General features: G+C 69.0%; 25 protein-coding genes. 12 read left to right on the forward strand and 13 right to left on the reverse strand.

Annotated features, from left to right (window positions below; translation table 11 throughout):
- Positions 1 to 100: 100 nt before the first annotated feature.
- Genes CHB64_RS15335 through rimP form a run of 3 tightly spaced genes read right to left on the reverse strand, consistent with a single transcriptional unit; the run spans position 101 to position 2,875 of the window.
- The gene (locus CHB64_RS15335; protein WP_327078517.1) at positions 101 to 778 is read right to left on the reverse strand and encodes an RNA-binding protein; all 678 of its coding nucleotides are present in this window, start codon (positions 776 to 778) and stop codon (positions 101 to 103) included.
- Positions 723 to 2,330, reverse strand: coding sequence for a transcription termination factor NusA (gene nusA / locus CHB64_RS03165; RefSeq protein ID WP_089411115.1), 1,608 nt, complete (start codon positions 2,328 to 2,330; stop codon positions 723 to 725). The genes CHB64_RS15335 and nusA overlap by 56 nt, the downstream gene beginning before the upstream one ends.
- On the reverse strand, positions 2,327 to 2,875 hold the full coding sequence (gene rimP / locus CHB64_RS15340; protein WP_234993301.1) for a ribosome maturation factor RimP: 549 nt from the start codon (positions 2,873 to 2,875) through the stop codon (positions 2,327 to 2,329). The genes nusA and rimP overlap by 4 nt, the downstream gene beginning before the upstream one ends.
- Positions 2,876 to 3,094: 219 nt before the next feature.
- On the opposite strand from rimP, the gene CHB64_RS03175 reads away from it, so the two are divergent.
- Together CHB64_RS03175 and CHB64_RS03180 are read left to right on the forward strand one after the other, a co-directional pair.
- Complete coding sequence (locus CHB64_RS03175) at positions 3,095 to 3,727, forward strand: PEP-CTERM sorting domain-containing protein (protein ID WP_200815208.1); 633 nt, start codon at positions 3,095 to 3,097, stop codon at positions 3,725 to 3,727.
- 68 nt (positions 3,728 to 3,795) lie between these two features.
- Positions 3,796 to 4,293, forward strand: a complete 498-nt coding sequence (locus CHB64_RS03180) for a DUF2937 family protein (protein ID WP_089411118.1) — start codon at positions 3,796 to 3,798, stop codon at positions 4,291 to 4,293.
- Here the strand turns inward: CHB64_RS03180 and ttcA are convergent.
- From ttcA to CHB64_RS03200, 4 genes are all read right to left on the reverse strand, one after another.
- On the reverse strand, positions 4,284 to 5,156 hold the full coding sequence (ttcA, locus tag CHB64_RS03185; RefSeq protein ID WP_089411454.1) for a tRNA 2-thiocytidine(32) synthetase TtcA: 873 nt from the start codon (positions 5,154 to 5,156) through the stop codon (positions 4,284 to 4,286). The two genes, CHB64_RS03180 and ttcA, sit on opposite strands and share 10 nt — an antisense overlap.
- 10 nt (positions 5,157 to 5,166) lie before the next feature.
- Entirely contained in the window at positions 5,167 to 6,468 is a 1,302-nt protein-coding gene (locus tag CHB64_RS03190; protein ID WP_089411119.1) for a glucuronyl esterase domain-containing protein, read from the reverse strand.
- 59 nt (positions 6,469 to 6,527) lie between these two features.
- Positions 6,528 to 7,235, reverse strand: coding sequence for a tRNA (guanine(46)-N(7))-methyltransferase TrmB (gene trmB / locus CHB64_RS03195; protein WP_089411120.1), 708 nt, complete (start codon positions 7,233 to 7,235; stop codon positions 6,528 to 6,530).
- Between the two features lie 66 nt (positions 7,236 to 7,301).
- Positions 7,302 to 8,246, reverse strand: a complete 945-nt coding sequence (locus CHB64_RS03200; RefSeq protein ID WP_089411121.1) for a dienelactone hydrolase family protein — start codon at positions 8,244 to 8,246, stop codon at positions 7,302 to 7,304.
- A 74-nt stretch (positions 8,247 to 8,320) separates the two neighbouring features.
- Here CHB64_RS03200 and CHB64_RS03205 point away from each other — a divergent pair, with 74 nt between their 5' ends.
- Complete coding sequence (locus CHB64_RS03205) at positions 8,321 to 8,821, forward strand: MmcQ/YjbR family DNA-binding protein (protein ID WP_159462399.1); 501 nt, start codon at positions 8,321 to 8,323, stop codon at positions 8,819 to 8,821.
- Here the strand turns inward: CHB64_RS03205 and CHB64_RS15025 are convergent.
- From CHB64_RS15025 to CHB64_RS03230, 6 genes are all read right to left on the reverse strand, one after another.
- On the reverse strand, positions 8,703 to 9,071 hold the full coding sequence (locus CHB64_RS15025) for a DUF6249 domain-containing protein (protein WP_143265929.1): 369 nt from the start codon (positions 9,069 to 9,071) through the stop codon (positions 8,703 to 8,705). The two genes, CHB64_RS03205 and CHB64_RS15025, sit on opposite strands and share 119 nt — an antisense overlap.
- Before the next feature lie 23 nt (positions 9,072 to 9,094).
- On the reverse strand, positions 9,095 to 10,327 hold the full coding sequence (gene coaBC, locus CHB64_RS03210) for a bifunctional phosphopantothenoylcysteine decarboxylase/phosphopantothenate--cysteine ligase CoaBC (RefSeq protein ID WP_089411123.1): 1,233 nt from the start codon (positions 10,325 to 10,327) through the stop codon (positions 9,095 to 9,097).
- On the reverse strand, positions 10,321 to 10,749 hold the full coding sequence (locus CHB64_RS03215) for a type II toxin-antitoxin system VapC family toxin (RefSeq protein WP_089411124.1): 429 nt from the start codon (positions 10,747 to 10,749) through the stop codon (positions 10,321 to 10,323). The genes coaBC and CHB64_RS03215 overlap by 7 nt, the downstream gene beginning before the upstream one ends.
- On the reverse strand, positions 10,746 to 10,973 hold the full coding sequence (locus CHB64_RS03220; RefSeq protein WP_089411125.1) for a FitA-like ribbon-helix-helix domain-containing protein: 228 nt from the start codon (positions 10,971 to 10,973) through the stop codon (positions 10,746 to 10,748). Before CHB64_RS03220 ends, CHB64_RS03215 begins: the two co-directional genes overlap by 4 nt.
- Positions 10,974 to 11,052: 79 nt before the next feature.
- Entirely contained in the window at positions 11,053 to 12,627 is a 1,575-nt protein-coding gene (ubiB, locus tag CHB64_RS03225) for a 2-polyprenylphenol 6-hydroxylase (protein ID WP_089411126.1), read from the reverse strand.
- Positions 12,628 to 12,643: 16 nt separating this feature from the next.
- Positions 12,644 to 13,423, reverse strand: coding sequence for a class I SAM-dependent methyltransferase (locus CHB64_RS03230; RefSeq protein ID WP_089411455.1), 780 nt, complete (start codon positions 13,421 to 13,423; stop codon positions 12,644 to 12,646).
- Positions 13,424 to 13,576: 153 nt separating this feature from the next.
- Here CHB64_RS03230 and CHB64_RS03235 point away from each other — a divergent pair, with 153 nt between their 5' ends.
- The 9 genes from CHB64_RS03235 (at position 13,577) to accD (ending at position 22,083) form a co-directional block, all read left to right on the forward strand.
- Positions 13,577 to 13,873 (forward strand): integration host factor subunit beta, encoded by a 297-nt coding sequence (locus tag CHB64_RS03235; RefSeq protein WP_089411127.1) that lies wholly within the window; start codon positions 13,577 to 13,579, stop codon positions 13,871 to 13,873.
- Positions 13,874 to 13,918: 45 nt separating this feature from the next.
- Positions 13,919 to 14,284, forward strand: coding sequence for a lipopolysaccharide assembly protein LapA domain-containing protein (locus CHB64_RS03240; RefSeq protein ID WP_089411128.1), 366 nt, complete (start codon positions 13,919 to 13,921; stop codon positions 14,282 to 14,284).
- 12 nt (positions 14,285 to 14,296) lie between these two features.
- On the forward strand, positions 14,297 to 14,971 hold the full coding sequence (locus CHB64_RS03245; RefSeq protein WP_089411129.1) for a phosphoribosylanthranilate isomerase: 675 nt from the start codon (positions 14,297 to 14,299) through the stop codon (positions 14,969 to 14,971).
- A 63-nt stretch (positions 14,972 to 15,034) separates the two neighbouring features.
- Complete coding sequence (trpB, locus tag CHB64_RS03250; RefSeq protein ID WP_089411130.1) at positions 15,035 to 16,276, forward strand: tryptophan synthase subunit beta; 1,242 nt, start codon at positions 15,035 to 15,037, stop codon at positions 16,274 to 16,276.
- Positions 16,277 to 16,362: 86 nt separating this feature from the next.
- Positions 16,363 to 16,707 carry a PilZ domain-containing protein gene (locus CHB64_RS03255; RefSeq protein ID WP_089411131.1) on the forward strand — a complete coding sequence of 115 codons (345 nt, stop codon included), beginning with the start codon at positions 16,363 to 16,365 and terminating at the stop codon, positions 16,705 to 16,707.
- A 72-nt stretch (positions 16,708 to 16,779) separates the two neighbouring features.
- Positions 16,780 to 18,849, forward strand: coding sequence for a S9 family peptidase (locus CHB64_RS03260; protein WP_089411132.1), 2,070 nt, complete (start codon positions 16,780 to 16,782; stop codon positions 18,847 to 18,849).
- A 39-nt stretch (positions 18,850 to 18,888) separates the two neighbouring features.
- A complete protein-coding gene (locus CHB64_RS03265; protein ID WP_089411133.1) occupies positions 18,889 to 20,208 on the forward strand; it encodes an amidohydrolase in 1,320 nt (439 codons plus the stop codon).
- An 81-nt stretch (positions 20,209 to 20,289) separates the two neighbouring features.
- Entirely contained in the window at positions 20,290 to 21,126 is an 837-nt protein-coding gene (trpA, locus tag CHB64_RS03270) for a tryptophan synthase subunit alpha (RefSeq protein WP_089411456.1), read from the forward strand.
- A gap of 3 nt (positions 21,127 to 21,129) precedes the next feature.
- Positions 21,130 to 22,083, forward strand: a complete 954-nt coding sequence (accD, locus tag CHB64_RS03275) for an acetyl-CoA carboxylase, carboxyltransferase subunit beta (RefSeq protein ID WP_089411134.1) — start codon at positions 21,130 to 21,132, stop codon at positions 22,081 to 22,083.
- Positions 22,084 to 22,091 lie beyond the last annotated feature (8 nt).

Below are 22,091 nucleotides of genomic sequence, written 5' to 3' on the forward strand. Positions count from 1 at the left end.
TGTCGCGGGCGCGTCGCGCCCTGATCGAAAGCCGCACTGGACATAACGCCCAAAGCGGCCGGGGTCCACTGCCGCCCGTCGAAACGGGCCCGATCGTCGCTCACGGCGCGGGCGCGTCCTGCGTCGCGACGCAAAGAACCGGCCGAAATCCGTCGAGCCGGCGCGCTTCGCGCAGCACCCGCGCCGCCGCCGGTCCGGAAAGCAGGGCGGCGTAGACGACGCCGTCCTTGCCCAGGGCCGCCGACTGCGCCGCCGCGTCGAAGGCGCGCAGCACCGGCAGGCCGCGGGCGAGACGCGCGAGCTTTTCCGCGCCGTCCTCGCCTGCGTCGGTCGCCGTCGCCAGCGCGGCGGCGCGGCCCTCCTTCAGCGCGGCGCGGGCCTGGTCGAAGCCGACGGCCAGCGCGCCGGCCCGGCGCGCCAGGCCTAGCGCCGCGAGCAGGCGCGCTTCAAGCCCGGCCTCGATCGCCGCGGCGAAATCCTCCGGACCCTGACCGTCGGGCAGAACGGCCGGCCGCCTGAAGGCTCTTGCGAAGAGCCCCTTGGCGGCGGCCTTCACGATCGCCTCGCGCCGCGCCGACGTCCAGGCGCCGCGTCCGGGCAGATCGCCGGCGAGGTCCGGCGTCACGCGCCCCTGCGGGTCGAGGACGAAGCGGATCATCGTCTCGGGCGATCGCGCCTCGCCGGAGGCGATGCATGTGCGCGCGCGTTCCTTCGCGCGGCCTTCAGGCGGTTTCGTCAGCGGCCTCCTCCTGCGCTTCTTCCTCGTCGCGGCGCAGATCCTCCTCGCTGATCCAGCCCGCCGCGACGCGCGCGCGCATGATCAGATCCTCTGCATCCTCGGGCGCGATCTTGTACGCTTCGAGAATGCCTTCGTAATGCTTGCGCTCGCCGTCGACACGCTCGGTCCAGCCGGTCAGATCGTCCGTGGCGCAGCCGGCGAGATCCTCGACGGTCTTGACGCCGTTCTCGCCGAGGGCGACGACCATCTTGAGATCGAGGCCGTCCATCTCCGCGAGCGCGTCCTCGACGCCGAGCTCGATTCGCCGCGCGTCGAGCTTCTTGGCCTCTTCTTCGAGATAGTCGTTGGCGCGGGCCTGAAGCTCCTGCGCGGTCTCCTCGTCGATGCCGTCGATGTCCATCAGCTCCTCGAGATCGACGAAGGCGATCTCCTCGATCTTGGCGAAGCCTTCGGACACCAGAAGGCCGGCCATCATGTCGTCCACGTCGAGCGCCTGCATGAACAGCTCCGAGCGCTGACGGAACTCCTCCTGACGCTTCGCGGACTCCTCCTCCTCGGTCATGATGTCGATCTCGAAGCCGGTGAGCTGCGAGGCGAGGCGCACGTTCTGGCCGCGCCGGCCGATGGCCAGCGAAAGCTGCTCGTCGGGCACCACCACCTCGATGCGCTCAAGCTCCTCGTCGAGCACGACCTTGGCGACCTCCGCCGGGGCGAGCGCGTTGACCACGAAGGTCGCCGAATCCGGCGCCCAGGGCACGATGTCGATTTTCTCCCCGGCGAGCTCGTTGACGACCGCCTGCACGCGCGAGCCGCGCATGCCGACGCAGGCGCCGACGGGGTCGATCGAGCTGTCCTTGGACCAGACGGCGATCTTGGCGCGGCTGCCGGGATCGCGCGCGACGGCCTTGATCTCGATCACGCCGTCATAGACCTCCGGCACTTCCTGTTCGAAGAGCTTGGCCATGAACTGCGGATGCGAGCGCGAGAGGAAGATCTGCGGCCCGCGCGGTTCGCGGCGCACGTCCATGATATAGGCGCGCACCCGGTCGCCGTTGCGATAGGCCTCGCGGGGAAGCTGCTGGTCGCGGCGGATGACCGCTTCGGCGCGGCCGAGATCGACGATCACGTGCCCGTACTCGACGCGCTTGACGATGCCGTTGACGATCTCGCCGATCCGGTCCTTGTAGTCTTCATACTGACGGTCGCGTTCGGCCTCGCGCACCTTCTGGGTGATGACCTGTTTGGCGGCCATGGCGGCGACGCGGCCGAAATCGATCGGCGGCAGCGGTTCGGAGATGAAGTCGCCGACATTCGCCGCCGGATTCTTGTGGCGCGCGCTTTCGAGATCGATCTCGGTGGCGTCGTTCTCGACCGCCTCAACCACTTCGAGCAGCCGCCACAGACGGGTCTCGCCGGTCTTCGGGTTGATCTCGGCCTTGATATTGGTCTCGTGGCCGTAGCGCGAGCGCGCGGCGCGGGCGAGCGCGTCCTCCATCGCGGCGATCACGAGCGACTTGTCGATGGTCTTCTCGCGCGCGACCGCGTCGGCGATCTGGATCAGCTCAAGCCTGTTCGCGCTAATCGCGGTCATGGGTGTTCTCCATGCTGTCGTTTCTCATCGGTCGTCTCCGTTGCGGCGGCCTGCTTGGCCGCAGTGAGGCTCTCGCGGATCAGCGCGTCGGTGAGGACGAGCTTGGCCGCGGAAATCCAGGCGAAAGGAATGAGGGCGGTTTCTTCCTCGCCCTCGATGTCGAGCATGACGTTCTCGCCCTCGACCCCGGCGAGCGTTCCGCGAAAGCGCCTGCGGCCCTCGACGACGCGGTCGAGCTCGATCTTCGCTTCGTAGCCCTGCCAGTCCTCGAAATCCTTCAGGCGCGTGAGCGGCCGGTCGATGCCGGGCGAGGAGACCTCGAGCCGGTAGGCGCCGGCGATCGGATCGGCCTCGTCGAGAACCGGCGAGAGCGCGCGCGAAAGGGCGGCGCAGTCCTCCGCCGACATGGTCTTGTCGGACCGCTCGGCCATGACCTGCAGCGTCAGCGCCTGCTTGCCGCTCACGCGCACGCGCACCAGCTCGAAGCCGGCGTCGCGGACGACCGGTTCGATGAGGGCGGCGATCTTTTCCTCGATCGGCTGCACGCGTGTCTCCGGGGCGGGCCTGGAACGAAAAAGCGGGCCCCGCGGGGCCCGCTTTCGAAAAGCTTCGATAGCGTTTGACGGGAATATAGGGCGCCGGCGGCGGCTTGTCAGCCCCCCATGCGCCGCGCGTCGGCAGGAGCGTCGATTGGTTAACAAACTCTGAATTTCTGGCGCGAAAGTTGAAACGGGCCTCAGGCGCAACCGCAAGAGGCCGCTCCCGTGTCGCGTCGCAGGCTTTATGCAGCGCTGGCCGTGTTTCTTTTCGCAACGCTGGTCGTCGCGCCGACGGCGTGGTTTCTCGGCGTGTTCCATAGCGGGCGGGAGAAGGCTGAGGCGCCGCCGGCCTATGTCGGGCCGCCTTACGTCGTCGAGATGAGCGAGAGCGTGTGGGACTGCCATCCCTTCCGCGGCTTTTCGGGCCTGCGCGCCAATATGAACGAACGCGCCTGCGGGCCGGGCGGACGCGGCATGCGGCTTCACGCAGGCCGGGACGGGCCGCGGCTCGCCGGGGCGCGCCGGCGCGGCGGCCCCCTGCAGCAGGCGGCCGTGCGGTCGGTCGCCGGCGACCTTCTGGACGGGCCGCATGCGGGCCCGGACGGGTTCGTCGCCGGGGCGCCGACGGCGCCGTTGGGCGAGCCGCTGAGCTTCGCCCTTGCGCCGGGCGGGGGACTTCTGGGGCCCGGCGCGGCGCCGGGCGGGCCGGGTCTGCCCCGCGTGCTGGCGCCCTTCGGGCCGTTCCAGCCCGACGAGCCGCCGCCGGAACTGCCTCCCGTGCCGGTTCCGGGCGCGCTGCCGCTGTTCCTCACCGGCCTCGCCGGCTTTCTCGCCTTCGCCCGTCGCCGCCGGCGTTAAGGCTGGATTCCCGCCTGACGATCGGCGAGCATGCGCGCCGTCGGGATCGGGAGAAGACGGGGGCTTTCATGTTTGCACGGCTGATCGCGATTCTTTTCGGACTCGCCGCCGGCGCGGCCGGCTCGCAGGCGCCGGGCTTTACGTTGCAATACATGCAGAACCTGACGGGCCGCGTGGAAGAGCTGCGCGCGGTCGTCGCGCGTTACGACGCGGTCGCGGCCGAGGCCGGGCTTTCCCGCGAGGGCTATGTCGCGGATCTGCGCGCGACCGGAAGGACGTCTGCGGACAAAACCGCCGACGCCGTCGAAGAGACCTACGCGCGGCATGAAAAGCTCGCGGCCCATCTTGCGGCGCTGAAGGCCGCGGGCGATTACGCGCGCCCGCTCGTGCTGGCGCGCCGTTTCGAGCCCGACATCGCGCGTTCGGCCTACGCCGAATACCGCCCGGCGATCCCGGCGACGCTCGACGGCGCGGCCTACGCCGGCGGCGCCTTCGCCGTCGTCTGGGGCGGGCTTTCCTTCCTGTTCGGGCTTTTCGGGACGGCCGGCGGGCGGCGCTACGCCTGATCGGCTTCGTCCGCGCCGGCGTCGAGGGCGGCGAAGTCCCACAGCGACGGATCGGCGAGCTGGCCGGGGCGCACGTTCTGCAGCGCCCGGAACATGGTCTCGCGCCGGCCGGGATGCGCTTTCTCCCATTGATCGAGCAGGCGCTTCATCGCCTGACGCCTGAGCCCGTCCTGCGAGCCGCACAGGTCGCAGGGGATGACGGGGAAACGCATCGCCGCGGCGAATTTCGCCAGATCGTCCTCCGCGCACAGAATGAGGGGGCGCAGCACGAACAGGTCGCCCGCGTCGTTTCTGAGCTTCGGCGCCATGGCGGCGAGCCGGCCGCCATGGAAGAGGTTGAGCAGGAACGTCTCGAGCGCGTCGTCGCGGTGGTGGCCGAGCACGACGGCCGAGCAGCCCTCCTCCCGCGCGATGCGGTAAAGATGGCCGCGCCGCAGGCGCGAGCACAGCGCGCAATAGGTCTTGCCCGCCGGCGTGTTCCCGGCGACGACGGAATAGGTGTCTTTCCTCTCGATGCGGAAGGGAACGCCGAGCCGCGCGAGATAGTCGGGCAGCGCGCGCTCCGGAAAGCCCGGCTGGCCCTGGTCGAGATTGCAGGCGAGAAGATCGGCCTTGAGCGCGCCCTGCCATTTGAGATCGAGCAGAAGCGCAAGCAGCCCGTGGCTGTCCTTGCCGCCCGAAAGGCAGACAAGCCACCGCTCGCCGGCGGCCGGCGTCATGGCGTAGCGGGCGATCGCCTCCTGCGTCCGGCGGAGCAGGCGCTTGCGCAGCTTCCGGAACGACACTGACGCCGGCGCGGCGGCGTAAAGCCGGGCGAGGGCGCCGTCGAGATCGAAGCGCCCGGTCTTCGCGTCGTCGAACATGGCGCGCATCCTATGGGCCGCGGCGCGCGCCCGCCACGGTCTTTCGTTCGTCTTTCGCACCGAAATGCGCGTCGAGAAAGTCGAGAAAGGCCGGCCAGTCCTCCTTGACGATCCCATGCGTGCCGGGACGGATCCAGAAGGCGATGTCGGCGTCGGGTCTGTAGGGAACGAGTCGGTCCTGATCGAGCCCGCGCGCGCCGTAAAGGGCGTATGCCGGGCTCGCGCCCTTCGCCGCGCGGAACGTTCCGCCCGGATCGGACCATACGTCGCGGCGCGCGTTCCCCAGAAAGACCGGGCGCGGGGCGATCAGCGCCAGAAGGTGATGCTGGTCGACCGGCATTTCGTCTTCGCGTCCGGCGTAGGCGGCGTAAGCGGGCGCGAACCAGTGCGGATACCGGTCGGCGATCTCGCGCACGGTTTCGCCCATCTTGCCGCGATTGAGCGCCGCCCCGCCGGTTCCCGATTGATGGGCGATCACGGCGTCGATGCGCGGATCGAAGGCCGCGGCGACGAGCGCGGCCTTGGCGTAGCGCGAATGGCCCCAGGCGACGAGCCCGTCGCGGTCGATGCGTTCGTCCGCCTCGAGAATGTCGGCGACCCGCGAATACATCCACGCCCAGGCGGCGATCGCGCCCCAGCGCGTCGCCGGCGCGTCATGGCCGGCGGCGAGCGCTTCGAGCGCGGCGATTCCAGGCGCGCGCGAATCCGGGATCGCCTCGCCGGGATAGATCGCGGCGACGGCGTAGCCGCGCGCCAGAATTTCGTCGATCGGCGGCGTCGCGATATAGCGCCCGAACACATAGGTCATGGCGCCGGCGAAAAGGCTCCCGTCGCCGCAGGCCCCGGCGCCGTCGGGGCGCGCCAGGCCCGGATGGGGAATCGTGTCCCAGCGCGGGCAGAAGGTCTCCATGACGATCGCCGGAACCGGCCCGTCGGCGCCGGCCGGCAGAAGCACGTCGACGTAAAAGGGCGCGCTGTCGCGCGTCTCGCCGCCGAAGGTCGCCGATGCGACGACCTCGTACTCTTCGAGAACGCCCGCGCCGTCGAACGCCGCCGGATCGACGATCCGGCGGCTGACGAGCCTCGCGGCGGACTTCTCCGGCATGAAGCCGTAGATATGGGCCTGGAGCAGCGCGCGCAGGCGCGGGGCTTCTTCGCTCTCCCAGCGCTCGATGTCGGGCGGCGCGCCGTCGAACAGGGCGGGCCGCGCCGGCGGGCCGCGCCCGTCGAGATCGGCCCAGGCGAGCGTCAGCTTCGCGCAGCCCGCCGCCAGCGCCGCCAGTCCGGCGAGAAACAAAAGCCTCAAACGCATCGCGTCGTCATCCCGTCGCGCCTGGGCGCATCTAAAACGCGCATGGCCCCCTCGCCAACTTACATGCGCGACAGCGCCCAACGCCTGCGGCGAAAGATCAGATAGGCGGGCGCGCGCCCCTCGCGCACGGCCTTGGCCTCATAGCGCGTCTGCGGCCAGTCGTCGGGGCGCTCCGTCCAGTCGCGCGCGCGCTCGGCGGCCCATTCGAACGCCGGCGCGCCGCGCGCATGCATCAGGGTCCAGCGCACATAGTCCGGGATGTCGGACGCGACGCGCAGCTCGCCCCCGCCCTTGAGCAGGCGCGCGGCTTCGGCGAAGAACCACGGGCTTATCATGCGCCGCTTGAAGTGGCGCCGCTTCGGCCACGGGTCGGGATGCAGCACGTAGATGCGCGACAGGCTGGCGTCCGGCAGCGCCTCCATGAGCGGGCGCGCGTCGCCGTGATGGATGCGGACGTTCTCAAGCCCCTCGTCCGCGATGCGCGCAAGCAGCTTGGCGACGCCGTTGACGAAAGGCTCGGCGCCGACGAAGCCCGTGCGCGGCCGGCGCGCGGCGTGCCAGGCGAGATGCTCGCCGCCGCCGAAGCCCGCTTCGAACTCGAAAGCCTCCGCCTGCGGAAAAAGCGCCGCAAGGTCGATCGGTCCGGCGGCCGGGTCGGGCATGGCCAGGCGCGGCAGCAACGTCTCCATCAGCCGCGCCTGGCGCGGCTTCAGAGGCTTGTCCTGGCGCCGGCCGTAGATCTTCGGGATGTAGGCTCGATCTGACATGAAACCGCGCGCGTCGCCGAAAAGCAGTAAACCGGACAGACCGCTTTGCGGATTTCGGCTTCCGAATCAACCGAGCCTTTCTTTAAGGAACGCGATCGTGCGCGACCAGGCGAGATCGGCCGCCGCCCTGTCATAGCGCGCGGCGTTCGTGTCGTTGTTGAAGGCGTGCTGGGCGCCTTCATACATGTACAGCCGATAATCGACGCCGGCCGCCTTCAGCGCCGCTTCATAGTCGGGGACGCCGGCGTTGATGCGCGCGTCCTCGCCGGCGTAATGCAGAAGCAGCGCGGCCTTGATCCGCGCCGCTTCTTCCGCGCTCGCCGGACGGCCATAATAGGCCACGCCGGCGTCGAGCGCGGGCTGCGCCGCGGCGAGCGCGTTGACCATGCCGCCGCCCCAGCAGAAGCCGACCGCGCCGACCTTGCCGCCGTGCGCTTTGTCGCGCTCGACCCGCCCGGCGATCTCGGCGAGCTTAGCGACCGTCTTGTCGCGGTCGAGCTTGCCGATCATCGCGCGCGCCCTGTCTTCGTCGTCGGGCGTCCCGCCGAAGGGCGAGAGCATGTCCACGGCGTAGGCGTGGAAGCCCTCGAGCGCGATGCGCCGCGCCACATCCTTGATATGCGGATTAAGGCCGCGGTTCTCATGGATGACGATCACGGCGGGCCGGCGCGGGGCGTTTTTCGGGCGTGCGCCGTAGGCCGTGACGAAAGGCAGATGTCTGGTCGGGACGACGCCGGCGTTGGGCGCGCCGTCCGCGACGAGCTCCTCCGGTTCGATCAGATCGACGACGTCGACGTCGAACCGCGCCGTGAAGATGTCGAGCCGTGGATCGTCCTCCGGAACGATCGCCGCGCGGGCGTAATCATTGGTCAGCATGGGGAGCAGCGCGCTCGCCGCGGCGGCCCCGCCGGCGAGCCCTGCAAGGCGCTCCAGAAACGCGCGCCGGTCGAGCGCCCCGTGGGTGAAGGCGTCGTACAGGTCGATGATCGCTTGCGGGATCTTCGCGGCCATGAGGCGCCTCCTTTTCCGGTTCCGGCGCGGGCATGTTAGGCTGCGCGTCCGCCGCCCGGCAAGAAAGGCCGCGCATGACAAAGAAGCTGTTCGACCTGCAGGAGAGGCTGCGCGCTTATGCGCTCGCCTTTCCCGAAGCCCATGAGGACCATCCCTGGGATCACATCGCTATCAAGGTGCGCAAGAAGGCTTTCGTGTTTCTCTCCGGCGCGCAGCTTTACGAAGGCAAGCTGTCGATGACGGCGAAGCTGCCGGTATCGGCGGAGATGGCGACGACCCTGCCCTATGTCGAGCCGGCCGGCTACGGCCTCGGCAGATCCGGCTGGGTGACCGCGCGGCTCGGGCCGAAAGACCCGGTCGATCTCGACCTGTTGAAAGGCTGGATCGCGCAAAGCTACCGCGCGGTCGCGCCCAAGACGCTCGCGCGCCGGCTCGACGATGCGCCCGAAGACGCGGCTACACCGTCGGCTCGCGCGGCGCGAGGAAGTGAAAACCGATATAGGCCGCGCCGATCAGCCCCGGGAACAGCGCGATCGCCAGCCAGGAAAAGCCGTAATCTTCCGCCGGCGCGATGAAATGCGCCGCGGCGAAGGCCGCCGCCAGGCACAACAGCAGGATTCCCCGACGCAGGTCGCCATTGGGTCCGATGCGGTCATGGGTGATGGCGTCGATGAGCTTCGGATCGGCGCTGCCGGTCTTCTCGACGCTGATCTTTATCGCCTCGTAGATGACCTTGCGGTTGCGGTAGCGGAAATAGAACGGCGTCGCGATCACGAGCACGAGGCTCGCGAACACGATCAGCGGCACGATGATGGCGACTTCCATGGGGCGGGCTCTCCTCTTCGGGACTATTCGGCGGCCTGCGCGGGGCGCGGCGCGGCGAGGGCGTCGGCGATCTTTCGCGCGAGCCGGCGCGCGACCTCCGCCTTGGGCATTTCCGGCCAGGACTCCTCCCCGTCGTCGGACAGGATCGTCACCGCGTTGAAGTCGCGGCCCATGGCGCAATGAGCCCCCATCGACACGTCGTTGGCGACGATCCAGTCGCAGCCCTTGCGCCGGCGCTTGGCCTCGGCGTGGCCGATGATGTCGTCGGTCTCGGCGGCGAAGCCGACGACGAGGGCCGGCCTGCCCGTCTTCATCTGCGCGACGGTCCTGAGGATGTCGGGATTCTCCGCCAGCGGAATGTTCGTCAGTCCGCCGCGCTCCTTCTTGATCTTGTGCTCGGTCTCGATTTCGGGCCGGTAATCGGCGACCGCCGCGCACATGACGGCGCAGTCGACGGGCAGCTCCTTCTCGACGGCGGCCATCATCTGCCGGGCCGTCTCCACGCGGACGGCCTTGACGCCCGCCGGCGCGGGGATGCCCGTCGGGCCGGTCACCATCACGACTTCCGCGCCGAGATTCCTCAGCGCGGCGGCGATGGCGTAGCCCTGCTTGCCGGAGGAGCGGTTGGCGATGTAGCGCACCGGGTCGATGGGCTCCATCGTCGGCCCGGCGGTGACGAGAACGCGCCTGCCCTTTAGCGGGCCGTCGGCGGCGGCGGCGAACCAGGCCTCGATCGCGTCGGCGAGGACGAGCGGCTCGGCCATGCGCCCCGGCCCGTACTCGCCGCAGGCCATATCGCCTTCCTCCGGCCCGACCATCAGAACGCCGCGATCCTTCAGTATGTGGATATTCTCCTGCGTCGCCGGGTGCTTCCACATGCGCACGTTCATCGCCGGCGCCATCATCACCGGCTTGTCGGTGGCCAGAAGCGCCGTCGAGGCGAGATCGTCGGCGAGGCCGTTCGCGGCCTTGGCCGTCAGATCGGCGGTCGCGGGCGCGACGACCACGAGGTCGGCCGAGCGCGACAGCTCGATATGGCCCATTTCCGCCTCGTCGGTCAGGCTGAAAAGATCCGTGTAGCATTTTTCGCCGGAAAGGCTGGCGACGGACAGGGGCGTGATGAACGCGGCGCCGCCGCGCGTCAGGATCGCGCGCGTCCTGATCTCGCGGCGCGACAGTTCGCGGATCAGCTCCAGCGATTTGTAGGCGGCGATCCCGCCGCCGATGACGAGAAGGATCGAGCGTTCGCTCATGATTTCAGCTCCGGCAGCGCCGCAAGATCAATGACGTCGAAACCGGCGCCGGCCGCGGCCCGTTCAAGACGCTTGTCGGCGGTGATCAGCGGCGCTCCTGCGGCGCGCGACAAAGCCAGATAATAACAATCATGAAGCGGATGGGCGATGTCCGCGGCGATTTCAAGCGCGGCCGTCGTCAGCTTTTCATCAATCGGCGTCGATAGAAAGTACATGGCCTCGATGCCGGCCATGGCCGCTCGCAATTTCTCGCGGCTCGCCTGTCCCGCCTCGTGATACTTCCACAGAGCGTTTCCGATCTCGACAAGGATCAGGCTTGGCGCGATCAGCTCATACCGCTCAAGGGCCAGATAGGCTTCCTCCGACAGGTTCTGCCTGACAAGCCATTTCACCGCGACGCTGGCGTCGACGACGGCGCTCGTCATCGATCCCGGTCTTCCCGAATAAGGTCGACGGCGTCGATGGCGGCGGCCGGCCCCATGGCGCTGATCTGCCGGAGGCGGGCGATGGCGGACTGTTTGTCGGCGCGGGCCGCTTCGGTGAGGATCTCGCGCAAGGTTTGCTCCAAAGGCTTGTTGAGGCGCTCCGCGCGGGTTTTCAGGCGCGCGAGAACATTGTCGTCGAGATTGCGAACGATCGCCTGTCCCACGGGGAACTCCGACTGATATCACAATGATATCATACTGTCTCCGCGGGCGCGGTTCAAGCATCGAAATCTCGCAGCCGCGTCACGAAAGCCAGACCGCCGCGGCGAGGATGAGCGCGGCGAGGCCCGCGAAGACGAGCGCGCCGCGCGCGCGCCGCCGCTCGCGCGAAAGCGCGCGGGCGAGCGCGTCGACGGTCTCCGGCGCGAGCTCGACGCGTCCCGCGGCGACGCGCTCGGCCGCCGCGCCGAGCCGTTCGGCGTAATGGGGAAGCCGAGGAGCGAGTTCGAGCGCGCGCGCCGCCGCCGCGCGCAGCCGGCGCGCCTGCTGCGGCAGGCCGACCGCGCCCTCCACATAGCTTTTGACGACCGGCCGGGCCGCCGCCCACATGTCGATTCCGGGATCGAGCGCGCGCGCCACGCCCTCGACCGTAACCATGGTCCGCTGCAGCAGCACGAGTTCAGGCCGCAAGCGCATGTCGAACAGGGCGGTCACGTCGAAAAGCTGCTGCAGCACCCGGCTCATGTCGACCTTGTCCGCCGTCTTGCCGAACAGCGGCTCGCCCACCGCGCGCAGGGCCTGGGCGAAGGCGTCGACCGAATGGCCCGCCGGCACGTAGCCGGCCTCGAAATGGACTTCCGCCGTACGCTGATAATTGCGGGTGATGAAGCCGTGAATGATCTCGGCGAAGACGCGCCGGGTCTTTTCGTCGAGCCGGCCCATGATGCCGAAATCGACGAGCACCAGCCGGCCTTCAGCGTCGACCATCATGTTTCCCTGATGCATGTCGGCGTGAAAAAAGCCCTTGTGCAGGGCTTGGGTCAGGAACATGCGAATGACCGTGACGGCGAGCGCCTTGCGGTCCACGCCCGCCGCGTCGAGGCCGGCGAGATCGCTCACCGGAATCCCGCCCGCCCATTCGAGCGTAAGCACCCGCCGGGCGGTGAGGGGCCAGACGACCTGCGGCACGCGGATTCCCGCTGCGTCCTTCAGGTCCTCGGCGAGGATCGAGGCCGCGCCGGCCTCCATCCTGAGATCGAGCTCGATCGCCGCCGTCGCCTTGAGGGTTTCGACGAATTTCACCGGCTCGAGCCGGCGCGCCGACTGCGAGACGGCCTCGAGCAGGCGCGCGGCGCGGGCGAAGGCGCGAAACTCGCGCGCCGCGATGCGCTCGATCCGGGGACGGAGCACCTTCACGGCGACGGTCTCGCCGGTCTTCAGGCGCGCGCGGTGGACCTGCGCGATGGACGCGGCGGCGATGGAGTCGGAGAATTCCGCGAACAGGGACTCCAAAGGCGCGCCGAAGGCGGCCTCGATCTCGCGCGCGGCGGCGTCGCGCGAAAAGGGCGGCATCCGGTCCTGCAGCCGGCCGAGGTCGTCGGCGAGTTCGAAGCCGATGATGTCGGGGCGGGTCGCGAGAAACTGGCCGAGTTTCACATAGGCCGGGCCGAGCCGTTCGAAGGCGGCGGCGAGGCGCTCGCCGGGGCGCAGGGCCCGTCCGTTCGCGCGCCGTCGCGCGCCGACGCGCATGAGCGCGCCGGCGAGCCGGACCGGCGCCGGCGCGAGATGGGCGAACTCGGCCGGCAGAAGCGCGTCATGGCGCGCCAGCACGTAGCCGGCCCGGGCGAGGCGCAGGAAGTCGGCGATCGCGCTGAACATCGCTCCTCGCTCGGATTCAAATGCGCCAGGCGCGGTGGATCGCGGCGACGCCGCCGGTCAGGTTCTCGTAAGACACGCGCGAAAAGCCGGCGCGGGCGATCCGCTCGGCGAACTGGTCCTGCGTCGGGAAGCGCCGGATCGACTCCACGAGATACTGGTAGCTTTCCCTGTCGCCTGCGATGATCTCGCCGAGGCGCGGGATGACGTTGAAGGAATAGGCGTCGTAGACCCGCTGCAGGCCTTCCGTAATCGGACGGGAGAACTCAAGGCAGGCGAAGCGACCGCCAATTTTCAGCACACGGAATGCTTCGCGGAGGGCCGCGTCCATGTCCGTTACGTTGCGGATGCCGAAAGCGATCGCATAGGCGTCGACCGAACGGTCCGGGAATGGAAGACGCTCCGCGTCGCCGCATACGCGCCGAAGGCGCGCGCCGAAACGGGCGGCCTCGCGCCGCGCCGCGCCGGCCTTGAGCATCTCGAGATTGATGTCGCAGATGACGGCGCGCGCCGGCGGACGGGCCTCGGCGCGCGGGGCGGCGTCGGCGCGTTTCAGGAAGCCGATCGCGACGTCGCCGGTCCCGCCGGCCGCGTCGAGCAGCGTCTCGCCGGGCTGCGGGGCGAGACGGTCGAGCAGCGCCGCCTTCCACAGGCGGTGGACGCCGGCCGACATCACGTCGTTCATCGCGTCGTAGCGCCGGGCGACGGAATCGAAGACGCCCCGCACCAGCCGGGTCTTCTCCCCGACCGGGACGGCGCGGAAGCCGAAATCCGTTTTGTCCTCGCGCGCGCCGCTCATGGCGGCCAGCATTATCCTTCGGCAAGGCGATAAAGAAGCGCCTTGACGCCGCACGCCGGCTTTGCCAGCATTAACCCGCTGAAATTGCGGGGGATTTCCGCCAGGCTGCGTTTCGCCGTTACGGGAAGCGCGTCTGCGCCGCCGGGGACCATCATGATCAAGTCCGAACTCGTTCAGAAGCTGGCCGATGAGAACCCGAATCTGTTCCATCGCGACATCGAGCGCATCGTGTCGATCGTCTTTCAGGAGATCGAAAACGCACTGGCGCGCGGCGAACGCGTCGAGCTGAGAGGCTTCGGCGCTTTTTCGGTCAAGCGCCGTCCCGCCCGGATCGGCCGCAATCCGCGCTCGGGCGAGCCGGTGCATATCGCGGAGAAGTACGCGCCCTTCTTCAAGGCCGGCAAGGAGCTGCGCGACCGGCTGAACCGGCGCGCCCCCGCCGCTTCGTAAGGGGCCGATTGCGCGCAGGCGCGAAACCATGTCAATTCCTCTCTCATGAAAAAGCTGCTGGGCCGTGTCGTCTGGGTCTGCCTGGGCGTGGCGCTGGTCGTGTTCCTGGTCGCCAACCGCCAGCCCGTGCCGGTCAGCCTCGATCCGTTCTCCGTCGAAAATCCGGCGATCGCGACGCCGCCCCTGCCGCTCTGGTTCTGGCTGATCGCGGCGCTGCTGGCAGGCTTCTTCGCCGGCGCAGGGGGGATGTGGATGTCGGGGCGCGAAGGCCGGCGCGCAGCGCGCCAGGCCCGGCGCGAACTCGAGGCCGTGAAACGCGAACTCGCGCCGGCCCGCCAGGCCGCGGGCGGGCCGCCCCCCACGCTGGAGGCGTCCGATCCGCCCGCGCACTCTTCTCCTCCCCAGTCCTAGGACCTTCTTTCCATGCCCGGCTTCATCAAAATCTGCGGGATCCGCGATGCGGAGACGGCGGTCGCCGCCGCCGCGGCAGGCGCGAGCCATCTCGGCTTCGTGTTCTTCCCGAAAAGCCCGCGCTTTATCGATGCGGCGGCCGCCGAAGACATCGTGACGGAGGTGAAACGGGCCGCTTTCGATCAGGGCTTTGACGCGCCGGGCTTCGTCGGCCTGTTCGTGGACGCGGGCGAGCGGGCGCTCGCCGAGGCCGCGCCCTTTCTCACCCATTTCCAGTTTCACGGCCGCGAAAGCCCCGAGCGCTGCGCGGCGATGGGCCGGCAGTTCGGCCTCGGCGTCATCAAGGCCGTGCCGGTCGGCGCGGCGGAGGACGCGGCCGGGGCCGCGGCGTTCGCCGACGCGGCCGACATGATCCTGTTCGACGCCCGCCCGCCCCGGAGCGCCGACAGGCCGGGCGGGCACGGCGCGGCGTTCGACTGGGCGCTGCTTCGGGCCTATGAGGGCGAGACTCCCTTCGCGCTCGCGGGCGGGCTCGCGCCCGATACGGTCGCCGCCGCCGTCGCCGCCGTGAAAGGGCTCGCGGGCTTCGAGGGGGTCGACGTCTCCTCCGGCGTCGAGTCGGCGCCGGGCGTGAAGGACGCGCGGCTGATCGCCGCTTTCGTCGCGGCCGCGAAAGCGGCCTTCTGAGGGCCCTTTATCCCGCCCCGCCGGCGCGGTAGGACCGGCGGGCCGCCGCAACGGATCGAGACCTTGGAGAAACCCAACAGCTATCGCGCGGGACCGGACCGGGACGGCCGCTTCGGAAAATTCGGCGGGCGCTTCGTCGCCGAGACGCTGACCCCGCTCGTCCTCGCGCTCGCCGAGGAGTATGACCGGGCGAAAAAAGACCCGGATTTTCACCGGGAGCTTGAGTACTACCTCAAGCATTACGTGGGCAGACCGTCGCCGCTCTACTACGCCGAAAGGCTGACCGAGCATGTTCGCGCGACGGCGGCGACGGGCAAGGGCGCGAAGATTTACTTCAAGCGCGACGAGCTCAATCACACCGGCGCGCACAAGATCAACAACTGCATGGGCCAGATCCTGCTCGCCCGGCGCATGGGCAAGACGCGCATCATCGCCGAGACGGGCGCCGGCCAGCACGGCGTGGCGACGGCGACGGTCGCGGCGCGCTTCGGGCTTCCCTGCGTCGTCTATATGGGCGCGACCGACGTCGAGCGGCAAAAGCCAAACGTCTTCCGCATGAAGCTTCTGGGCGCCGAGGTGCGCCCCGTCGCGTCGGGCCGCGCGACCCTCAAGGACGCCATGAACGAGGCGCTGCGCGACTGGGTGACCAATGTCGCCGACACGTTCTACATCATCGGCACGGCCGCGGGCCCGCATCCCTATCCGATGATGGTGCGCGATTTCCAGTCGGTGATCGGGCGCGAGGCGAAGGCGCAGATGCGCGAGGCCGAAGGCCGGCTTCCCGACGCGATCATGGCCTGCATCGGCGGGGGCTCCAACGCGATCGGGCTTTTTCATCCGTTCCTCGATGATCCCGGCGTGGAAATCATCGGCGTGGAGGCTGCGGGTCTGGGGCTGGACACGGGCGAACATGCGGCCTCGCTCTCGGGCGGCCGGCCGGGCGTGCTGCACGGCAACCGGACCTATCTGCTTCAAGACGAGGACGGACAGATCAAGGAGGCCCATTCGATCTCGGCGGGCCTCGACTATCCCGGCGTCGGACCCGAGCACGCCTGGCTGCACGAGACCGGCCGGGTGAAATACGTCTCCGCGACCGACAGGGAGGCGCTCGAAGCGTTTCAGCTCTGCGCCGCGCTCGAAGGCATCATTCCCGCCCTCGAGCCGGCCCATGCGTTGGCCCGGGCGGTGGAGAAGGCCGCCGAGATGGACGCCGACCAGATCCTGCTCATGAACATGTGCGGGCGCGGCGACAAGGATATCTTCACGGTGATGGATCTGTTGGGCGATGACGACGCACCTCGCTGATTTTACTGTCGTTTACCGCTAGCAGGCCGGCCGCGTTCAGACTTCGTTAGGCAAGACTTCCAATGATGTCCTAAACGGTTCGCTGCATGGCTTTCGGAAAGAAGCTCGATTCTCGGCTGAGCGCCCTGACGCGCGCCTCGCGCGCGCAGCCCGCCGACGCGCCCCCGCCGACGGCCCTGTCGCGCAAGCGGGTCAAACGCGCCGAGGAGCGGCGGAGCACCTACAAGTTCGGCCGGGTGCGCTGGCATGGCGGCGGCGATCTCGCCTGCATCGTTCAGGACATGAGCCGCGGCGGCGCCCGGGTGAAGCTGCAGGGCGCCTATGTGCTGCCGCCGACCGTGGTTCTGTCCATCGCCGAGATGGCCTTCCGCCGCGAATGCCAGGTGCGCTGGCAGGACAATGACGAGGCGGGCCTCGCCTTCCAGCAGTAGCCGCGCCTGCGCGATCTGGCTAAGGTCGCTGCGCGATTCGCGAACCAGCAAGCGGACAATCAAGAGGGCGACATGACGAGACGCGCGCCGGCGGCGCTCAATTCTTTCCGATTCGGACTTGCAGGACTGGCGATGCTGGCGGGCGCGCTCGCGCCTGCTTTCGCGCAGGAGCGCGGACGGGCGATGACGCTCGACGATCTGTTCTCCATCCGCCAGGTCGGCGCGCCTGCGTTCTCGCCCGACGGCGCGGCGCTCGCCTATGCGGTCTCCGACCCGCGCGACGTGCTGAACGGCGAGAAAAACGGGCCGGCCGACGTTCACCTGCATGTCGCGACCGGGCCGGGCGCGCACCGCGCCTATGTCGCCGGCGAGATCAGCGTCGCCAGCCCCGCCTGGACGCCGGACGGGGAGAAGATCGCCTTTCTCGCCAAGCGCGACGGCGACAAGACGCGCGCGCTGTACGCCATCCCCGTCGACGGCGGCGAGGCGGAGAAACTCTTCTCCTTCGATACGGACATCGCCGACTACGTCTTCACGCCGGACGGCGCGGCGATCTTCTTCATCGCGGCGGAAAAACAGCCCGATACGGAAAAAAACCTGAAGGAGAAGGGCTTCGACGCCAACGTCTATGAGGAATCCCTGCGCTTCGCGCGCGTCTGGCGCGCGCCGCTCGACGGCGGCGAGGCTGAAAAGCTCGATCTTGAAGGCCACGCCTCCGCGCTCGCCCTGTCGGCCGACGGCGCGCGCCTCGCCGTCGCGCTCGCGCCGACGCCGACCATCGACGACAGCTTCATGGCGCGGCGCATCCATATCGTCGATCCTGCGCGCGGGCGCGCGACGGCCGTCGTCGAAACGCCCGGCAAGATCGGCGCGTTCGAATTCTCGCCGGACGGGGCGAAGCTCGCCTTCCTCGCCGCCGCCGACCGGTCCGACCCGACGGCCGGAACGCTCGCGGTCGCCGACGCGGCGAGCGGGGATTACGTTCTCCTCGATCGCGGGGCCGAGCAGCATGTCATGGACTTCGCCTGGGCGGGGGACGATTCCATCCGGGCGCTCGTCCATCGCGGAACCGCTTCGGCGCTCGTCGAATACGGCGCGGACGGGCAAAAGCGCGGCGAGACGGCGCATGACGGCTTCGTCGCCTACGACATCGAGGTCGATCCGGCTACGGACAGAGTCGCCTATGTCGCCGACAGCCCGCGCCATCCGCGCGAGCTCTATGTCGGCGCCGGCCTCGCCGTCCCGGCGAAATGGACCGATCACAACGAATGGCTCGAAGGGATCGCCCTCGCCGGGCAGCGCGTCTATCGCTGGGCGGCGCGCGACGGGGTGGAGGTCGAAGGCGTGCTCGTCACGCCGAACGGGCGCAAGCCGCGCGCCGGCTGGCCGCTGATCGTCCATGTCCACGGCGGGCCCGAAGCGCACGACTCGAACGGCTGGAAGACGAGCTATGGCGGGCTCGGCCAGATCGCGGCCGGAGAAGGCTTCGCGGTTCTTTACCCCAACTATCGCGGCTCGACGGGGCGCGGCGAGGCCTTCGCCAAGCTCGACCATAAGGACCCGCCGGGGGCGGAGTTCTGGGACATCGTCGACGGCGTCGGCGCGCTCGCGGAAGAGGGGCTCGTGAACAGGGCGAAGGTCGGGATCAACGGCGGCTCCTATGGCGGCTTCGCTTCGGCCTGGGGCGCGACGATCGCCTCGGAGCATTTCGCCGCCGCCGCGCCTTTCGTCGCGCTCACCGATCTCATCTCCTTTACGGGGGGCACGGACATTCCGGTCGAGATGCGCGACGTGCATTTCATGAAATATCCGTGGGAGGACTGGGACCTGTTCGTCGAGCATTCGCCCGTGCGCCATGCCGGCAAGTCGAAGACGCCGACGCTCATCCTGCACGGCGAGGCCGACCCGCGCGTGCACCCGGCTCAGTCCTATGAGCTTTACCGCTTCCTCAAGCTCAACGGGAGCGCGCCCGTGCGCCTCGTCACCTATCCCGGCGAAGGCCACGGCAACCGCAAGGCCGCCGCGCAATACGACTACGCTGCGCGCGTGCTGCGCTGGATGAAGCATTATCTCAAGGGGCCGGGCGGCGCGCCGCCGCCCTATGACTGGGGCGCGGCGGAAAAGCTGGGCCTTGAGGAATGACGGCGGCGGCCGGGGATCGATGCAGACTGAGAGGGCTTCATGAAAACGCGACGTTCGTTTCGATTCGCGCTTTTGCTTACGACGGCGGCGATGCTCGCCGGCGGCGCGTCGGCGCAGGACTCCCTGCGCGCGGCGATCAAGGCCGACTATAAGGCCAATCTCGCCGACCTGTTCGTCCATTTCCATCAGAACCCGGAGCTTTCGCATCGCGAGTTCAAGACCGCCGAACGTCTCGCCGCCGAGCTTGAAGCGCTCGGCTATCGCGTGACGACGGGGGTCGGCGGCACGGGGGTCGTCGCGACGATGGAGAACGGCGACGGGCCGACGGTGATGCTGCGCGCTGACATGGACGGCCTGCCGGTGGAGGAGCGCTCGGGCCTTCCCTACGCCTCGAAGGCGCGCCAGGTCGACATCAACGGCGTCGAGCAGCCGGTGATGCACGCTTGCGGGCATGACGTGCATGTGACGGCGCTCGTCGGCGCGGCGCGCCAGCTCGCGGCGAGAAGGGACGAATGGAGCGGGACGCTCGTACTCATCGGCCAGCCGGCCGAGGAGCGCATTTCCGGCGCGCGCGACATGCTCGCCGACGGACTTTACGAGCGCTTTCCCAAGCCCGACTACGCGCTCGCCTTCCATGTCGCGGCCGGCAAGCCCGCCGGCAGGATCGAGGTGCCGCAGGGCATCGCCTATTCGAGCTCGGACAGCGTCGACATCATCGTGCGCGGCGTCGGCGCGCACGGCGCCTCGCCGCATCAGGGGGTCGATCCCGTCCTGATCGCCGCGCAGATCGTGGTCTCGCTGCAGACCTTGGTGAGCCGCACGATCCCGCCGCTCCAGCCCGGCGTCGTCACGGTGGGGGCGATTCACGGCGGGACCAAGCACAACATCATCGGCGAGCGCGTCGAGATGCAGCTCACCGTGCGCTCGGACGATCCGGAGACCCGCGAGCAGCTGCTCGACGGCATCGACCGGGTGGCGAAAGGCGTGGCGCTCGCGCTCGGCGCGCCCGAGGACAAGCTGCCCGAGGTGATCCGCTCGAAGACCGAAACGACGCCGCCGACCATCAACGACGCGGAGACGGCTGCCCGAATCAAGGCGGCCTTCCTCGATCATTTCGGCGAAGACATGATCTTCGAAGAGCCGCGCGAAGGCATGGGCGCGGAGGATTTCGCCTATTTCGTCGCGCCGGAGACGGGCGTGAAGGGCGTCTATTTCATGGTGGGCGGCACGAAGGAGAAGGAGCTCGACGCCGCGGCCTCCCATCATTCGCCGCTCTTTCGTATCGAGCCCGAGCCGTCGATCATGTCCGGCGTCGAGGCGATGGTCGTCGGCGCCATGACCCTGATGGCGAAGGAGTGACCATTTCGCCTTTGCCAAGAGGGCGAAGAAGAGGTTAGGGAAGGCGCCCGGCCGCCTCGGCGCCGTTTTGCGTTGTTTCGAATGAAGCCTGTCTCCCGCCTCGCCGCCCGGTTCGACGCGCTCGCCCGCGAGGGCCGGGCCGGCTTCGTTCCGTTCGTGATGGCCGGCGATCCGGACTACGAGACTTCGCTGGCGCTGTTGAAGGCGCTGCCGGCGGCCGGCGCGGACGCGATCGAGCTCGGCGTGTGCTTCACCGATCCCATGGCCGACGGACCGGCGATTCAGGCCGCGGGCCTGCGCGCGCTCAAGGCCGGCCAGACCCTGCGCCGGACCCTGGCGCTCGTCAGGTCGTTTCGGGAAGAAGACGATCAAACGCCCATCGTGCTGATGGGCTATTACAACCCGTTCCACGCCTATGGGGTCGAGGCGTTCGTAAAGGACGCGCGCGCGGCCGGGGTCGACGGGCTTATCGTCGTCGATCTGCCGCCGGAGGAGGACGCCGAGCTCCGCCTGCCGGCGCGCGCGGCCGGGCTCGACTTCATCCGGCTCGCGACGCCGACCACGGACGCGGCGCGCATGCCCGCGGTTTTGAAAAACGCCTCCGGATTCGTCTATTATGTCTCGGTGGCGGGCGTGACCGGGGCGAAAACGGGAGAAGCCGGCGCCGTCGCCGAGGCCGCCGCGCGGCTCAAGGCCGCATCGGGCTTGCCTGTGGCGGTTGGTTTCGGAATCAAAACGGCTGAAAAGGCGGCCGAATTCGCCCGCGTCGTGGACGCCGTGGTGGTCGGCTCGGCGCTCGTCGAGCGGCTCGCGGCGGCGCTGGACGCCGATCCGGGCCGGCCGGATAATGCGATTAACCCTGTATTGAGCCTGGCGCGCGACCTTGGGGGAGCCGTCCGCGCCGCGCGAGGAGCATAGAGGATGAGCTGGCTCTCGAATCTGACGCCGCCGGGAATCAAGAACATGTTCAAACGCCAGGACTCCGGCGACAGCCTGTGGGTCAAATGCGGCGGCTGCGGCGAGATGATCTTCCGCCGCGACCTCGAGGCGAGCCTGCAGGTCTGCCCCTCGTGCAATCATCACATGAAGATTTCCGTCGCCGAGCGGCTGAAGCATCTCTTCGACGGCGGGATCTATGAGACGATCGCGCTGCCCGAGCCGGTCATGGACCCGCTCAGGTTCCGCGACGAGAAGAAATATGTCGATCGGCTGAAGGAGAACCGGAAGAAAACCGGCCGCAACGACGCGATGGAGGTCGCGGCCGGTTCCATCGAGGGCCTGCCCGTCATCGTCGCCGTGCAGGATTTCGACTTCATGGGCGGCTCGATGGGCATGGCGCTGGGCGAAGCGCTCATCAAGGCCGCTGAAGAAGCGGTCGCGCGCCGCCGGCCGCTCGTCGTCTTCACCGCCTCGGGCGGGGCGCGGATGCAGGAAGGCATTCTCTCGCTGATGCAGATGCCGCGCACGACGATCGCGGTCGAGATGCTGCGCGAGGCGCGCCTTCCCTATGTCGTCGTCCACGCCCATCCGACGACCGGCGGGGTGACCGCCTCCTTCGCCATGCTGGGCGACGTGCATTTCGCCGAGCCCGGCGCGCTCATCGGCTTCGCCGGCCCGCGCGTGATCGAGCAGACCATCCGCGAGACGCTGCCCGAGGGCTTTCAGCGCGCGGAGTTTCTGCTCGAAAAGGGCATGATCGATCAGGTCGTTCACCGCAAGGACATGCGCCAGGCGCTCTCGCGCCTGCTCCGCGTCCTGACGAAGACGGGCGCCGTGGCGACGCCGGCGCGCCCGGCGATCGAGATGGAGCGCCCGAAAGCGGCCGGCGGCGGCGAAAGGGCCGCGCCCGTTCCCCTCGACAAGGCGGCCGAATAAGGCGCGAC

Origin of the sequence: Amphiplicatus metriothermophilus, from assembly GCF_900199215.1 — a bacterium.
GTDB classification, from domain to species: domain Bacteria; phylum Pseudomonadota; class Alphaproteobacteria; order Caulobacterales; family Parvularculaceae; genus Amphiplicatus; species Amphiplicatus metriothermophilus.

Excerpts from the sequence above, each read along its gene's own strand:
- nusA (WP_089411115.1), bottom strand. The coding sequence starts at position 2,330 with ATGACCGCGATTAGCGCGAACAGGCTTGAGCTGATCCAGATCGCCGAC.
- CHB64_RS03180 (WP_089411118.1), top strand. The coding sequence starts at position 3,796 with ATGTTTGCACGGCTGATCGCGATTCTTTTCGGACTCGCCGCCGGCGCG.
- ttcA (WP_089411454.1), bottom strand. The coding sequence starts at position 5,156 with ATGTTCGACGACGCGAAGACCGGGCGCTTCGATCTCGACGGCGCCCTC.
- CHB64_RS03190 (WP_089411119.1), bottom strand. The coding sequence starts at position 6,468 with ATGCGTTTGAGGCTTTTGTTTCTCGCCGGACTGGCGGCGCTGGCGGCG.
- trmB (WP_089411120.1), bottom strand. The coding sequence starts at position 7,235 with ATGTCAGATCGAGCCTACATCCCGAAGATCTACGGCCGGCGCCAGGAC.
- CHB64_RS03200 (WP_089411121.1), bottom strand. The coding sequence starts at position 8,246 with ATGGCCGCGAAGATCCCGCAAGCGATCATCGACCTGTACGACGCCTTC.
- CHB64_RS03205 (WP_159462399.1), top strand. The coding sequence starts at position 8,321 with ATGACAAAGAAGCTGTTCGACCTGCAGGAGAGGCTGCGCGCTTATGCG.
- CHB64_RS15025 (WP_143265929.1), bottom strand. The coding sequence starts at position 9,071 with ATGGAAGTCGCCATCATCGTGCCGCTGATCGTGTTCGCGAGCCTCGTG.
- CHB64_RS03215 (WP_089411124.1), bottom strand. The coding sequence starts at position 10,749 with ATGACGAGCGCCGTCGTCGACGCCAGCGTCGCGGTGAAATGGCTTGTC.
- ubiB (WP_089411126.1), bottom strand. The coding sequence starts at position 12,627 with ATGTTCAGCGCGATCGCCGACTTCCTGCGCCTCGCCCGGGCCGGCTAC.
- CHB64_RS03230 (WP_089411455.1), bottom strand. The coding sequence starts at position 13,423 with ATGAGCGGCGCGCGCGAGGACAAAACGGATTTCGGCTTCCGCGCCGTC.
- CHB64_RS03235 (WP_089411127.1), top strand. The coding sequence starts at position 13,577 with ATGATCAAGTCCGAACTCGTTCAGAAGCTGGCCGATGAGAACCCGAAT.
- CHB64_RS03240 (WP_089411128.1), top strand. The coding sequence starts at position 13,919 with ATGAAAAAGCTGCTGGGCCGTGTCGTCTGGGTCTGCCTGGGCGTGGCG.
- CHB64_RS03245 (WP_089411129.1), top strand. The coding sequence starts at position 14,297 with ATGCCCGGCTTCATCAAAATCTGCGGGATCCGCGATGCGGAGACGGCG.
- CHB64_RS03255 (WP_089411131.1), top strand. The coding sequence starts at position 16,363 with ATGGCTTTCGGAAAGAAGCTCGATTCTCGGCTGAGCGCCCTGACGCGC.
- CHB64_RS03260 (WP_089411132.1), top strand. The coding sequence starts at position 16,780 with ATGACGAGACGCGCGCCGGCGGCGCTCAATTCTTTCCGATTCGGACTT.
- CHB64_RS03265 (WP_089411133.1), top strand. The coding sequence starts at position 18,889 with ATGAAAACGCGACGTTCGTTTCGATTCGCGCTTTTGCTTACGACGGCG.
- trpA (WP_089411456.1), top strand. The coding sequence starts at position 20,290 with ATGAAGCCTGTCTCCCGCCTCGCCGCCCGGTTCGACGCGCTCGCCCGC.
- accD (WP_089411134.1), top strand. The coding sequence starts at position 21,130 with ATGAGCTGGCTCTCGAATCTGACGCCGCCGGGAATCAAGAACATGTTC.